The following is a 14,320-nucleotide window of genomic DNA, read 5'->3' on the forward strand; positions in this document are numbered from 1 at the left end:
CGCTTGACTGCGGCTCAACTGTCGGTAGTCTGGTCGGAGGTTACGGTGACCAGTTGCTGATAGTAGTGGCGGAACAGGCTCATCACATGGACATCAATGTCGCTTGCATCCACCTGATCAGCGGCAAAGCGCCGGAACGCATCCACACCCTGAAAGATGAACAACTCCACCCCGGTCAGCAGGGTGGAGCCGCGCGCTTCTGCTGCCGCCAGCAGTCGGGTCTGGGCCGGTATGTAGACCGCATCGAATACCCAGTGGTGGGCCTGCAGGTCGTCGGTCGGGATGGGGCAGCCAGGATGATTGACATGGCCGACCGGGGTGCAGTTGACGATGCCCTGCCAGTCGCCCAGACGCGCCTTTGCTGCTGCCGCGCTGACGCTGTCAGCCTGAATATTCATCTGCTGCAGGTCCCTGCACAGCAGACTGCTGCGGACCGGATCACGCTCCATGACATGCACGCGCTTGACGCCCAGTTCGCCCAGGGCGCAGGCGATCGCACGGCCGACACCGCCGGCGCCGATCAGTAGCACTTCGCCCGCCGGCCGGTTGCCGAGTTGATGCCGGTAGGCACTGATAAAACCGCTGTAATCGGTATTGTCGGCCAGAACTCTGCCCCCATCGAACAGCAGTGTATTGGCGGTGCCGACGCGATCGACGCCGGCACTGCGCTGGTCGGCAAGATGGCAGGCCAGTTCCTTGAACGGGTAGGTGACATTGGTGCCGCGATAACCGGCGGCACGCAGCCCGTTCACGGCAGAGGCGAAATGGAAATCGGTCTGGCCGAGCGCATCCACCAGGTCATATTGCACCTCCAGCCCCACCTTCCCGCCCAGCCGCCGATGCAGATCCGGGGACTGGGACTGCGCAATGCCTTCCCCGATCAGAGCGAGTTTCATCATGCGGTGTCTCCTGTGGTGGCCTGTGGGTCCGGGGCGGTGGCATCCATACGCTGCTGGGCGGTGACGCGCACAAAGGCATTGGGAGCGCCGAGGCCCTGATAGCCGTCACGCTGGACTATTTCGAAGAAGAAGGCCCGCCGGCCCGACAATGTATAGAGCTGCTGATAGGTGCCGTCGGCGTCTTCGTCGTAGAACAGATGGTGGTCGGCCAGGGCATCCAGCTGCGTCGGTGGCAGGTCGAAACGCGCGGCGAGATCACGATAGTAATTGCCGGGTATCGGCAGCAGCGGCACGTCGGCTTCGGCCAGTCTGGCCGCGCTGGTGGCCAGATCGGTACTGCGCAGGGCCAGATGATGCACCCCCGAACCGCCGTAGCGGCGCACGAAGCGATTGCTCAGCGTGTCCGGCGAGGCACTGGCGTTCAGTGCCAGACGGAAGGTGCCGCTGGCATTGCACAGCACCTGGCTCTGAATCAGGCCTCTGGGGTCGGTGACATCAAAGGACGGCGTGGTGTCCAGATTGAAGATGGCCCGGTACTGCAGCAATACCGACAGAAAGTCATGGTAGGACAGCGACAGAGCAATGTGGTCCAGACCGACCACCGGGCCCTCGGGCACGGGCTGGACATCACGCGTGAACTCCCGGTCCCAGGTGCGACTGAGCTGCGAATTGTCGATAATGTAGGCCAGCGAGCCATCGACATTGCGCAGCGCGCTCATGCCATGGGTGGCGCCGACATCTTCCGGTTCGACAATATCGAAACCGAGCAGGTCGGCACGCTTGAAGGCTTCGTAGGCATTGTCCACGCGCAGGCCGAATGCCGTCACGGCGGTGGCCGTGCGTCCGGGTGAGCGCCCGGCAAAGCTGCTGTCCGGGTTGAGCACGATATTGAGATCATTGATGGCCCAGCGCTCGGCTTCCAGCGTATGGTGCCGCCCGACACAGGCCAGCCCCAGGGCCGACAGGGTATTGCGCAGAGCGGGCAGGTCCTCCGTTTCGGCGGCCACTTCAATGAAGGCAATCCCGTCGATATCCTGGGGTACCGGGACCGCGCTGTCGGCGGCCATGGCCCGCAGCAGGCGGTAGGAGCGCTGTCCGTCGCGGGCCGTCTGGTCGCTGTGCCCCATGCGAAAGACATCATTGAAGATCTCGTGCGACAGGGGGCCGTCGTATCGGGTTTCTTCCAGCAGACGCATGAAATCCGCCATCTGCAGTTCGCCCTGGCCCGGGAAGCAGCGGTAGTGGCGGCTCCATGACAGGTGGTCCATCGACAGTCGCGGCGCGTCGGCCGTCTGCACCAGAAAGATGCGATCACTGGGGATGCTGCCGATGGTGTTGAGATCGGTCTGGCGCGAAAAGATATGGAAGGTATCCAGCACCAGGCCGACCGCCGGGTGGTCGGCGCGCCGGACCACTTCCCAGCTGTCCCGGTAGTCGTGAATATGGCGCCCCCAGGCGAGGGCCTCGAAGGCTACCCGCAGACCCCGCCGGCGGGCCCGTTCACCCAGTTCGTGAAAGTCTTCGGCGGCCCGGGACAGTCCGGGCAGGGCATCGGGGTGCACACTGCTGCAGACCATCAGCAGGTCCGTGCCCAGTTCCTGCATCAGGTCGAACTTGCGCTCCGCCCGATCCAGCGCCTGTTTACGCTGCCGGCCTTCCAGACCCTCGAAGTCACGGAAAGGCTGCAGGGTCACCAGCTCAAGCCCGCGCTCGGCAATCATTCTGCCAGCCTGGATGGCGGTACCATCGAAGGCTGTCAGGTCATTTTCGAACAGCTCCAGGCCGTCGAAGCCGGCATCAGCGATCGCCGCCACCTTTTCGGGCAGCGAGCCGCTCAGGCAGACGGTGGCAATGGACGATTTCATATCAGGTCTCCGGGTTTGCACACAGCCGTCAGTCGGTCATCAGTAACCTGCCAGTCGCGGCAGGAAGGTTACCAACTGCGGCACAAAGGTGATCAGCAGCAGTACCAGCAGCAGCATGAAGAGCATCGGCAATATGCGCCGGATGATTGGCCCCAGGCCGGTACGCCCTATGGCTTCCGCCACAAAGAGACAGAGTCCCAGTGGTGGTGTAATCAGCCCCAGCATCAGGGTGAATATCACCACGATGGCAAAGTGCAGCGGATCCAGCCCGAGCGCCATTGCGATGGGGTGGATGATGGGGACCAGCACCAGGATGGCGGCAATGCCTTCCAGGAACAGTCCCACCACCAGCAACAACAGTATGATTGTCAGCAGGAATACCCACTGGGCATCCACGGTGGTCAGTGCCCATGCGGTGATCATGTTGGGTACCCGGTTGTAGGTCAGCACCCAGTTGGCTGCTGCTGCGGCGCCCATGATGATCATGATGATGGCGGTATCCCGCATGGCGCGGGCAAAGATCTCGGGCAGTCGCTGCAGCGAAATCGTGCGGTAGAGCACCACGCCCACAATCAGGGCATAGATGACAGCGAACGACGCGGCTTCGGTGGGCGTCACTACACCGGTCAGTATGGAACCCACCACGAAGATTGGCATGAAGACTGGGATCAGGCCCTGCAGCAGAGCCTTGCGGCGGGACATCGCACGCAGCGCCTTCACCGCGCCCAGGTCGCCGGCAAAGAAAAAGACGTAGATCGACAGCGCCACGGCCATCAGCAGGCCCGGCACTATGCCGGCGAGGAAGAGTCCGGGTACGGACACGCCGGAAACCGTCAGCGCATAGATGATGACCGGGATACTGGGCGGAATAATGGGACCGATGACCGAAGAGGCCGAGGTCAGTGCGGCGGCGAAGGCACGCGGATAGCCCTCCTTTTCCATGGCCGGTACAAAGACCCGGCCCAGCGCCGAGGTGTCGGCGATAGCCGAGCCGGACAGCCCGGCGAAAATGACCGATGCCCAGATGTTCACGTGGGCCAGCCCCGCCTTCAGGCGGCCGACAATGGCATTGGCCATGTTGATGATGCGCTGCGTGATGCCCGCCTCGTTCATCAGCTCGCCAGCCAGAATGAACAGCGGTATGGCCAGCAGTGGAAACGAATTGAGGCCCGCAAACAGCTGCTGCGCGACGATACGAATGTGGTAGGGGAAGTCGCCGGTGATCATCAGCACCAGCAGGCTGCCCAGAATGGCGAAAGCAAAGGGCACGCCGATCAGCACGGCGACAATGAGCAGCGTAATGATCATTCGCCAGCCTCCTCTTCAGTTGCCCCGGCAGGCGCCTGGAAGCGCAGCATCGCCATGATCAGAGACGACAGAGCCAGCAGGGTGCCGCCGGCAAGCACTGCGGAATGGAACATCCACATCGAGAATCCGGTGCTCGATGACCGCACATGGCCCCGGCTGTCCATGAACGCCAGGGCGGAAAACATCAGGCCGATGCCGACGGCCAGTACCAGCAGGTCGATAGCGACGGTTAATAGGCGCTGTGTTTGCGCCGGCAACAGGGTCTGCAGCAGGTTGAAGCGCACATGCTTATCCTGCAGGTAGGCCCAGGCAATACCGAACATGATGCCGTAGATCATCAGGTAGACGGCCATGTTCTCACCCCAGACCAGGGACCGACCCACGGTGTAGCGCTGCAGGGCGTTCACCAGTACGATCACAAACAGCAGCATCATGCACAGTCCGGACAGGCTGCTGGTCAGAACAATCAAGTAATGGCGCAGTCTGCGCATCAACATGGACATGGGGGCACTCCGGAATTGACTGGGAAGTCGGAAGCGTAACAGGCTCGCCCGATGCGGGCGGGCGAGCCTGGGGCTATCAGAGCCCGATGCGCGCGTTCTCGACGGCTTCGGAAAGGCGGTCAATCCACTCGGCATCGCCACCCAGTTCCTCGCGCAGATACTCCACTACAGGCGGCTGCGCTGCGGTGCGGAACTGTTCCATCTGTTCGTCAGTAGGCTGCGTCACTTCCATGCCACGCGCTTCCAGATTGGCAATGCCCTCGGCAGAGCCAAACTGCTGAATGGCCCGGCCGACATTACCGGCCACCACAGCAGCGCGCTGGATGGCCGCACGGTCGGCTTCCGGCAGCGACTGGAAGAACTCGTCGTTGATCAGGATATGGTCGACCCCGTAAACGTGCCGGTCGAGCGTCAGGTAGTCCTGGAACTCGTAAAAACCATTCTCGTAGATCACGGAAATGGGGTTCTCCTGGCCGTCGACCACGCCGGTAGCCAGCGCTGTGGGGACCTCACCCCAGTCGATGCCCATGGGTTCCGCGCCCAGACCACGAACCATCTCCAGATAGAGCGGAATGGTCTGTACCCGGAAACGCAGGCCACTCATGTCTTCCGGCGAGTGGATAGGGCGCACAGAGTTGGTGAAGTGGCGGAAGCCGGTTTCGCCGTAGGCCAGGGTGCGCAGGCCGGTTTCGTTGAGGCAGTGCTCGGCCAGAGTCTGGCCGAATTCACCATCCATCACGGCCCAAGCCACCGGCGCGGACGGGAAGGTGTAGGGGATATCGGTGACCGCAGCCGCCTGGCAGTAGTTGGCGTAGGAACCGGAGACCATGGAGATGGTAATGACACCGTCAATAGTGCCCTCGATCAGATCACCCTCCGGGCCCAAAGAGCCAGCCGGGTAGATGTCAACCGTCATGTCGGTTTCGGCTTCGATCAGGTTCTTGAATACATGGGCAGCAGCGCCCTTCTTGGAGGTGGTCCAGTCATCCGGATCGACATGGGCAAAACGCAGGGTCTGCCCCATGACGGAGCCGGAAATGGTCAGGGCAAGTGCCGCCACCGCAGTGGCCAGCATTGGGGTCTGAATAGTCATTCTTGTTGTCCTCTCTGTCGTCCGCTCGGGGAGAGCGGCAGGTAGATTGTCACTGATTTATTGTGGTTTATTTTTGCTTGTGGCTCAGGTTCTCAGGCCAGCACATTCATAATGTACGAAATGGTACGTATAGTCAACCTGTGGTAGGATGGGCCCGAATCGGGAGATAATCAGGGCCATGACGATACTCAACAACAAGACTCAGCAGTCGTCCGGGAGGCAGGGAGTGACCAGTCGCAAGCGCACACGCAAGAATGACCCGGAGCGGGTCAGGGCAGACATCATGCGGGTGGCCACCCGGGAATTCTCCGAGAAGGGGCTGTCGGGCGCGCGCATTGACGAGATTGCCGAGAAGACGCAGACCTCCAAGCGCATGATCTACTACTACTTTCAGGACAAGGAGACGCTCTATCTGCGGGCGCTTGAGCAGTCCTATCAGGCCGTGCGCCACAAGGAAGGCGAACTGGACTTGGATCACCTGCCGCCGGTGGATGCGCTGGCCCGGCTGGTGGCCTTTACCTTCGGGCACCACATCAGTCACCCCGATTTCATTCGCATGGTCATGATCGAGAACATTCACCATGGTCGTTATCTTGGGCAGTCCGAATTCATTCAGAGTCTGAATGCAGGCGCCATTGAAGAGCTGGAGCGTATCTATCGGCGCGGGGTGACGTCCGGCGATTTCCGGGACGATCTGGACCCGCTGGAACTGCACTGGCTGATCAGTGCACTGTCGTTTTTCAATGTGTCCAACCAGTATACCTTTTCCCATATCTTCAACTGGGACCAGGCTGCTCCGGACAACCAGAAGATACTGCAGGGGCATGTGATCGACATGGTCATGCGCTACGTGCTGTCGCGCGAGGCCATGCTGCGTCACCTGGACGGCCAGCCCGACCCGCAGGCCTGACCGGCCCATGGAAGTCTCTCTGGCCAGCACCGTCCTGCCCATCTTTGCGGTGATCGTGCTGGGTTACGGGGCCGTGCGGGGTGGTTTCTTTCCCCGTGAAGCCATTCCGCACATGGGTCGCTTTGTGGTCAGCTACTGCCTGCCGGCCCTGATTTTTTCCACTGTCGCTTCGTCACCCATTGGTGAGGTGCTGAACCCGCACTATGTCACCGTCTATGCGCTCGGCAGTCTGCTCGGTTTCTGGCTGGTCTATGGTCTGTTTCGTGCGGTTTCGGGTGCCCAGCCACTGGCGGCGACGGGCAGCGGCATGGGGGTATCGGTCAGCAACAGCGCCTTTGTCGGGGCGCCGGTGCTGATTGCGGTCTATGGCAGTCTGCCGGCCAATGCCTTCACCATGAACCTGCTGGTGGAAAACGTTCTGATCCTGCCTATGGTGCTGATACTGTTCGAATTTGCGCGCAGTCGGAATCAGGGGTGGGCAGGTCTGGCTGCTGTCTCCGGAGTTGGGCGCAATCTGCTGCGCAACCCCATGTTGCTGGCGCTGGTGGTGGGCCTGGTCTGCAATCTGCTTGGTGCCCGCCTGGCCGAGCCGGTAGAGCGCAGCATCGGATTTCTGGTCAGTGCAGCTACCGGGGTGGCGCTGTTCGTGATCGGCGGTTCGCTGGTGGGTACCCGCTGGGGTGGTCGGTTGGGCACCATTCTTGGGGTGATGGCCGGCAAGCTGCTGCTGCATCCGCTGCTGGTGGCTGGTCTGGTCTGGCTGGCTCCGCCTTTCGACCCCGAGCTGCAGCGTATCGTCATCCTGTCGGCGGCCATGCCGATGCTCAGCATCTATCCGGTGCTGGCCGGGCGCTACCATGCCGACAGTGCCTATGCAGCCATTCTGCTGGTGACCACGCTGATGTCGATGCTGAGTTTGTCCGTTTGGTTGCTGGTGCTGTACTAGGCCGGCCTCCTGCATGGCAGTCTGATACCCCTTTACCCGCTCCCGGCAGATGGGGTTGAGCAGGGAGCCCGAGACCGACCCGATCCGGCTGTGGCCCAAGGACTGCAGATAGTCGATGGCATGGCCGGCGGCAGCGGCTCATCGGCGGTTGGGCGTATCAACTCGCAGTCGGGAGCAAGCCAGGTACCGAATTCATCATAGCGTCGGGCATCGAGGCAGCGGCTGGCCGCGATGATGGCAGCTGATACGGCAGCTTGGATGTCCTGATTCATGGGATTCCCCCTCTTCAGGCCTGCAGGCGCGGAAACACCCGCCGCGCATTGCCTTCGAAGATCTGTGCTTTCTGGGCCGCATCGAGTCGGGTATTGGCATCGATATAGCGTTTGGTGTCATCGAAATAGTGACCGGTCTGCGGGTCAATACCCCTTACCGCGCCGATCATCTCGGAAGCGAAGAGGATGTTTTCCACCGGAATGACATCCAGCAGCAGGTCGATACCTTCCTGATGATAGACGCAGGTGTCGAAATAGATGTTCTGCAGCACCCGCTCCTGCAGGTCGCCCAGCTTCATGTCCTGTGCCATGCCGCGGAATCGTCCCCAGTGGTAGGGTACGGCGCCGCCGCCGTGCGGAATGATGAAGCGCAGCTCGGGGAAGTCCTTGAACAGGTCGGACATCATCAACTGCACGAAGGCAGTGGTGTCGGCGCTGAGGTAGTAGGAGCTGGTGGTGTGGAAGCATGCATGGCAGGCCCCGCTGACATGGATCATGGCCGGAATGTCCAGTTCCACCATCTTTTCATAGATGGGGTACCAGAAACGGTCGTGCAGCGGCTTGTCCTTCCAGTAGCCTCCGGAAGGGTCGGGGTTCAGGTTGCAGCCGATGAAGCCCATCTGGCTGACCGTGCGTTCCAGTTCGGCGACGCAGGCCTGGGGCGTTACCAGCGGGCTCTGTGGCAGCTGGCAGACCGGCGCAAAGTTGTCCGGGAACAGATCCACAACCCGCTTGATCAGATCGTTGCAGTGTTCGGTCCAGGTGATGCTGGTGCTTTCATTGCCCAGATGATGACCCATCCAGCTCGCCCGGGGCGAAAAGATGGTCAGGTCCGTGCCGCGTTCGCGCTGCAGACGCAACTGGTTCTGCTCGATGCTTTCACGAATCTGGTCGTCGGTAATGGTCAGCAGCCCCTTTTCGGCCTGGTGGTCGGGGTTCCGGGCCAGGTCCGCTTTCTGGGCCTCGCGGTAGTCACCCAGCTCGGAAGGGGCAGTGGTGTAGTGTCCGTGGCAGTCTATGATCATGAGGAACTCTCCTGTTGCAGTGCCGCGTTGATCTGTTCGGCACTGGTCTGGTAGTCGTTCGGGTCGGTCTGCAGGTTCAGGTCGCCCAGCAACTGTTGCCAGTGGCTGGTCCGTTCCGACAGCGGTTCGCTGAAGCCCAGTTCCTACAGGAAGACCGTAACCTCCCGCATTTCCGCTGCGCGGCGCTTGCCGTGGTGAGTCATTCGCTCCAGGTTGTAGGCCGCCTGCGCTGCCCAGTCGATCGCGGGCGTGGACTGCTGCAGGGAACCCAGAACCTGGGTGTCGACACCGGCACGACGCGCGGCCAGTACACATTCGGCAAACAGGGCTTCCATGCCCTTGACCATGACACTGCGCAGCATCTTGATGGAGGACGCCGTGCCCACAGGGCCGGTTTCCTCGCGGGCATTGAGCCCGAGCTGGTTGAGCTGTTCACAGGCCCGGGCAGCCTGGGTGCCGGACAACAGCAGGGGCGTGCCAGCCCGGGCCGGCAGCACCGGTGACATGATGGCCATGTCCACATAGTGCCCGCCTGCGGCTTCGATCTCCTTTGCGGCTGCACGCTTGGTGCCCGGGGAGCAGGAGTTGCCGTCCAGATACAGTGTGCCCGGCCGCAGGCTTTCGGCCGCCGCACGAGCAGCAGGCAGGGCCTGATCGGCCGTCACCAGACTCCAGAGCACGGTGCAGTTCCGACACAGGGCGTCCGCAGTCGGCTGTGCAATCACAGCCAGCGGCTCGGCCCTGGCCTGCACGGCTGCGTGGTCCTGCACACTCTTAATGTCGTGGCAGTGCACACAGGCTGGCCGGCTGCGGTTCAGGCTGCCGGCGAAGGTTGAGGCTGCTTCACCGAAACCGATGAAACCCAGAACGAGGCTGTCTGTTTCAGGGGCGGGGTTCATGGTCAGCTCCAGTACAGGCGCATCGGGTTGTCGACCAGCAACTGCCGCTGCAGCTCGGCCGTGGGTGCAATCAGGGGTATCAGATCGACCAGGGCACCGTCATCCGGCATATGGGATTTCATGTTCGGGTGCGGCCAGTCCGTCCCCCAGAGTACGCGGTCGGGGAAATGTGCCACCAGACTGCGCGCAAAGGGCACGACATCTTCGTAGGGCGGGCCCTGTACGGTAAGCCGTTCCGGGCAGCTGACCTTGGTCCACAGGCGCGGGTTGTGCTCCAGCAGCTCCACAAAGCGCCGGAAGTCAGGGTGCTCGACGCCGGCGGTCACATCCGGTCGGCCCATGTGGTCGATCACCACTGTGGTGTTCAGTTGCTGGATCAGGGGTGTCAGCTCGGCCAGATCCGGGGCTTCGAAATAGATCACCACATGCCAGCCAAGCCGCCGCACCCGTTCGGTGATGGCCAGGCAGTCGGACCAGGGTGTGCTGTCGACCAGACGCTTGACGAAATTGAAGCGTACTGCCCGCACGCCGGCCGCATGCAGGTCGTTCAGTTCGGCATCGGTGATGTCGGGCCGCACCACGGCAACGCCGCGCGCCAGGTCGCCGGCGTGGCGCAGGGCATCCACCAGTGCGCTGTTGTCGGCACCATGACAGGACGCCTGCACGATGACGTTGCGACTGAAACCCATATGATCGCGCAGCGCAAAGAGCTGGTCCTTGCCAGCATCACAGGGCGTGTATTTGCGTTCGGGCGCAAAGGGAAATTCGGCTGCCGGCCCGAACACATGGCAGTGTGCATCCACTGCGCCGCGCGGGGCCTGAAAGTCAGGCCGACTGGGCTGCGGATGGAACGGTAGGTAATCAGGACTCATGGACAAACTCCGCATTACGGGCCAGACGGACGCTGGCCGACTCAGTGGGAAAATACATCGCCATCAAACAGCTTGCGCGCGGTGCGCACTATGGCTGCCTCGACTACCCTGCCGTCCTGGTCATGACGCAGGACCACCGCCATCTGGCCTGATGGGTGCTCGATCTGCAGCGGGGCCTCCGGATCGGCCGGCAGCCTGGCCAGGTCGGCTGCGACCGAACCCCTGATGGCACAGGCCGTTGCTACCGACACCGCACCCAGTACACCAATGGAAGCATGGCAGCGGTGCGGAATGAAGGTTCGGGTGTTCACCGTACCCTCTGCACCAGTGGGTGCAGACAGCAGACACATCTTGGGTACCGACTTCTGACTGACATCACCCAGGTTCATGCGTTCTCCCAGAGCCAGGCGGATGGATTCCAGTTCGTCGCGCAGCCTGCGATTGCTTTCCAGTGTGGCGCGATCTTCATTGCCGGTCAGGCCAAAGTCGGCGGCCCGCAGCAGCACCACCGGCATGCCGTTGTCGATGCAGGTGACGGCCTTGCCCTGTATTTCATCCCTGGGATTGCCGGTGGGCAGCAGGGCACCGCAGGAGGCGCCTGCAGTATCGGCAAAGGTGATGAACACGGGCGCCGCCGTGCCCGGCACACCATCGACAGTCGCCGCGCCCGCATAAGCCACCCGGCCGCCGGGTGTCTGCACCCGCGCGGTCGCCAGCTGACCGGTATTTTCCATGAAAATGCGCACATCGGTTTCACCCTCCCGGGCCCGGACCAGGCCACGTTCGATGGCAAAGGGCCCCACGCCGGACAGGATGTTGCCGCAGTTCTGGGCATCGGTCACCACGGGCTGATCGACAAAAACCTGCAGAAACAGATAATCTACATCGGCATCGGGGCGAGTGGAGGGTTTGACCACCGCCACCTTGGAGGTCAGGGGGTCGGCGCCGCCGAGGCCGTCGATCTGTACCGGGTCGGGTGACCCCATGATGCTCAGCAGCAACTGATCGCGGGCCGCTGTATCGGCCGGCAGGTCCGCGGCCAGAAAGTATCCGCCCTTGGAGGTGCCGCCACGCATCCACATGCAGCGAATGGCTTCAGACATAGCGCAGCCCCTTGCTGGCCAGCCGGTCGCGCATGCCATACACATCCAGACCCAGTTCGCCCGCGGCCAGGCGGGCTCTGACTTCGGCTTCCCGAGCTTCCCGGGCGAGACACTTTTCGATCACTTCGGCTGCCTCGTCCCGGCGTACTACACAGACGCCATCATCGTCAGCCACCATGATGTCGCCCGGGTTCACCAGTTCACCGGCGCAGACGATGGGCACATTGACCGAGCCCAGGGTTTCCTTGACCGTGCCCTGGGCAAAGATGCTGCGCGACCAGACCGGGAACTGCATCTCGGTCAGATCCCTGATGTCTCGTACACCGGCATCGATGATCAGGCCGACCGCGCCGTGAACCCGCGCCGACGTGGCCAGCAGATCACCGAAATAACCCGCATTGGAGGGTGATGTCGGTGCCAGCACCAGAATATCGCCCTGCTGCAGTTGCTCGATGGCCACATGGACCATCCAGTTGTCCGCCGGCGGCAGCGAGATGGTGACTGCCGAGGCGGCGAGCCGTGCACCCGTGTAGATAGGGCGCATGTAGTCGGCCAGCAGACCCTTGCGGCCCTGGGCTTCATGCACTGTAGCGACACCGAACCGGGCCAACTGCTCCACCTGGTCGGACGGTGCGCGCACGATATGTTGTACTACCTGACTCATGATTCACCTCCTGAAGGCGCCGCCGCAGGACGGGGCGCGGTTTGACCGGGACGGAATACCCACAGAAACAATGCACCCAGGACCACAAAGCCGGTGCCGCGAATCAGCAGCAGTGAGGTGCTGAAGTCAGCTGCCGGCGCCGGCCAGGCGATGCAGAGGGAAGACAGTATGAACAGCAGCCGCTCCCAGCCGGGCAATGGACGACGCATCCAGCCCGCAAAGCCGATGGTGATACCCAGTGCGGCCGGGAACGAGAACAGTATGGCCAGGGCCGTGTCGGACCAGTCGCCGATCATCAGCAGGCCCGGCATGGTGACAAAGAGGAACGGCACCAGCAGTTTCACGAAGCCGAGACGGATGGACTCGACTGCTGTGGCATTGGCCGGAGCGCCGGCGATACTGGCCGCAGCATAGGCTGCCAGAGCGACCGGCGGCGTAATGGCCGACACCAGGCCAAAATAGAAGATGAACATATGGGCCGAGATCGGATGCATGCCCAGCCTGGTGAGAGCCGGTGCCACCAGAACCGCCAGCAGCAGATAGGCGGCCGAGGTGGGCAGGCCCATGCCGAGAATAAAGGAGGCTACTGCCGTCAGGGCCAGCACGGCCCAGATATTGCCGCCGCCCAGTTCCACGATCAGGCTCGAAACCATCAGCCCCATGCCGCTCAGGTTCAATACTCCGATGACGGTGCCGGCCGCTGCCACTGCCGCGACGATGGGCAGGGTGTTGAGCAGGGTGTCCTGACAGACTTTGATCAGATCCAGCAGGCCGACCCGGGTCAGGCGTTGCCAGGGGCTGATCAGCAGGCCCATCACAATGGCCACCACGGCGGCCTGGGTTGGCGACTGACCCCGTACCATCAGGGCAATCAGAGTGACCAGCGGCAGCAGCAGATAACCGCGCTTGCGCAATGTGTCGGCGAGAAATTTGAGGCCACCGGCCAGGTCCCGTTCGAGATTCAGACGTCCGGCTTCCAGACGCACGGCAACCATCAGGGAGAATACATACAGCAGGGCCGGAATCAGTGCCGCCAGAGCGATGACCGGGTACGGAATACCGATCATCTCCGCCATCAGAAAGGCCGCTGCCCCCATCACCGGGGGCATGATCTGCCCGGCCGAAGAGGCTGCCGCCTCAATGGCCCCGGCGAGCTTGGGACTGTAGCCCACCCGTTTCATCAGCGGAATGGTGAAGGTGCCGGTGGTCACTACATTGGCCACGGCACTGCCATTCAGGGACCCGATCAGGGTGCTGGACAGCGCCGCCGACAGGCCCGGTCCTCCCTGTACACGACCAGTCAGGCCGCGCGCGATATCCACAAAAACCTCGCCGGTGCCGATACGCGTCAGCAGGGCACCAAAGAGGGCAAACAGAAAGATGTACTCCACGGCCACGCCCATGGGTACACCATAGAAACCTTCGGTCGACAGCATCAGTGTCGAGGTCAGCCTGGACAGGTCATAGCCCCGGTGCCCGTATTTGCCCGGGATCATGTCGCCGAACCAGGCATAGGCCAGTGCAGCCAGCATCAGGACCACGAGGGCCCAGCCGACCTTCAACTTGACCAGCACCAGGGTGACCAGCAGCAGGCCGACAAAGATGTATTCATCCAGCGGGGTCGACATGGCGCCCCGCATGATGATGTCCATGTAGGACTGCCAGAGATAGGGGCCCGGAATCAGCGCCACCAGCGCCAGACCATAGCAGATGACCTTGCCGGGCCAGTGTCGAATGACCAGAGCCGCGCTGAGCAGGCCGGCACAGGCCACAGCGGAGAAGAACACTGAACGTAGCAGCAGTGCCGTGATGCCACCAAAATAGGCTCCGTACACCACGAGCGCGGCAATGCCGACAGCAAACAGTGAAAACAGTACGGAAATCAGCCGGAACTCCAGGCCTTCGCCCGGAGTCGGCAGCATGATTTTGTCCAGTGCGGCTCTGATCATGTCGACACTCCG

The 14,320-nt window shown here is 62.3% G+C and carries 13 protein-coding genes; 2 read left to right on the plus strand and 11 right to left on the minus strand.

Translation table 11 applies throughout. From position 1 onward, the window contains the following. Window positions 1-14 precede the first annotated feature (14 nt). From E4656_RS10115 to dctP, 5 genes are all read right to left on the minus strand, one after another. Window positions 15-899, minus strand: a complete 885-nt coding sequence (locus tag E4656_RS10115) for a shikimate dehydrogenase family protein (RefSeq protein ID WP_135483105.1) — start codon at window positions 897-899, stop codon at window positions 15-17. Next, entirely contained in the window at window positions 896-2,764 is a 1,869-nt protein-coding gene (locus E4656_RS10120) for a bifunctional sugar phosphate isomerase/epimerase/4-hydroxyphenylpyruvate dioxygenase family protein (protein ID WP_135483106.1), read from the minus strand. The genes E4656_RS10115 and E4656_RS10120 overlap by 4 nt, the downstream gene beginning before the upstream one ends. 39 nt (window positions 2,765-2,803) lie before the next feature. Further along, the gene (locus E4656_RS10125) at window positions 2,804-4,072 is read right to left on the minus strand and encodes a TRAP transporter large permease (RefSeq protein ID WP_135483107.1); all 1,269 of its coding nucleotides are present in this window, start codon (window positions 4,070-4,072) and stop codon (window positions 2,804-2,806) included. After that, complete coding sequence (locus tag E4656_RS10130) at window positions 4,069-4,575, minus strand: TRAP transporter small permease (protein WP_167856017.1); 507 nt, start codon at window positions 4,573-4,575, stop codon at window positions 4,069-4,071. The genes E4656_RS10125 and E4656_RS10130 overlap by 4 nt, the downstream gene beginning before the upstream one ends. A 76-nt stretch (window positions 4,576-4,651) precedes the next feature. After that, window positions 4,652-5,668 carry a TRAP transporter substrate-binding protein DctP gene (gene dctP / locus E4656_RS10135; RefSeq protein WP_135483109.1) on the minus strand — a complete coding sequence of 339 codons (1,017 nt, stop codon included), beginning with the start codon at window positions 5,666-5,668 and terminating at the stop codon, window positions 4,652-4,654. A 226-nt stretch (window positions 5,669-5,894) separates the two neighbouring features. On the opposite strand from dctP, the gene E4656_RS10140 reads away from it, so the two are divergent. Together E4656_RS10140 and E4656_RS10145 are read left to right on the plus strand one after the other, a co-directional pair. Then, window positions 5,895-6,578 (plus strand): TetR/AcrR family transcriptional regulator, encoded by a 684-nt coding sequence (locus E4656_RS10140; RefSeq protein WP_205849163.1) that lies wholly within the window; start codon window positions 5,895-5,897, stop codon window positions 6,576-6,578. Window positions 6,579-6,585: 7 nt separating this feature from the next. Then, the gene (locus E4656_RS10145; protein ID WP_135483111.1) at window positions 6,586-7,524 is read left to right on the plus strand and encodes an AEC family transporter; all 939 of its coding nucleotides are present in this window, start codon (window positions 6,586-6,588) and stop codon (window positions 7,522-7,524) included. Window positions 7,525-7,810: 286 nt separating this feature from the next. Here E4656_RS10145 and E4656_RS10150 read toward each other — a convergent pair whose 3' ends face one another. From E4656_RS10150 to E4656_RS10175, 6 genes are all read right to left on the minus strand, one after another. Then, window positions 7,811-8,821 (minus strand): amidohydrolase family protein, encoded by a 1,011-nt coding sequence (locus E4656_RS10150; protein WP_135483112.1) that lies wholly within the window; start codon window positions 8,819-8,821, stop codon window positions 7,811-7,813. Between the two features lie 143 nt (window positions 8,822-8,964). Next, complete coding sequence (locus E4656_RS10155; RefSeq protein WP_205849164.1) at window positions 8,965-9,720, minus strand: NAD(P)-dependent oxidoreductase; 756 nt, start codon at window positions 9,718-9,720, stop codon at window positions 8,965-8,967. A 2-nt stretch (window positions 9,721-9,722) separates the two neighbouring features. Beyond that, the gene (locus tag E4656_RS10160; RefSeq protein ID WP_135483113.1) at window positions 9,723-10,592 is read right to left on the minus strand and encodes an amidohydrolase family protein; all 870 of its coding nucleotides are present in this window, start codon (window positions 10,590-10,592) and stop codon (window positions 9,723-9,725) included. Window positions 10,593-10,633: 41 nt separating this feature from the next. Further along, window positions 10,634-11,695: a 4-oxalomesaconate tautomerase gene (locus E4656_RS10165; RefSeq protein WP_135483114.1), complete on the minus strand. Its 1,062-nt coding sequence runs from the start codon at window positions 11,693-11,695 to the stop codon at window positions 10,634-10,636. Further along, window positions 11,688-12,359: a 4-carboxy-4-hydroxy-2-oxoadipate aldolase/oxaloacetate decarboxylase gene (locus tag E4656_RS10170; protein WP_135483115.1), complete on the minus strand. Its 672-nt coding sequence runs from the start codon at window positions 12,357-12,359 to the stop codon at window positions 11,688-11,690. The genes E4656_RS10165 and E4656_RS10170 overlap by 8 nt, the downstream gene beginning before the upstream one ends. Then, complete coding sequence (locus E4656_RS10175; RefSeq protein ID WP_135483116.1) at window positions 12,356-14,308, minus strand: TRAP transporter permease; 1,953 nt, start codon at window positions 14,306-14,308, stop codon at window positions 12,356-12,358. Before E4656_RS10175 ends, E4656_RS10170 begins: the two co-directional genes overlap by 4 nt. Window positions 14,309-14,320 lie beyond the last annotated feature (12 nt).

It is taken from the genome of Natronospirillum operosum (assembly GCF_004768465.1).
GTDB lineage: Bacteria > Pseudomonadota > Gammaproteobacteria > Pseudomonadales > Natronospirillaceae > Natronospirillum > Natronospirillum operosum.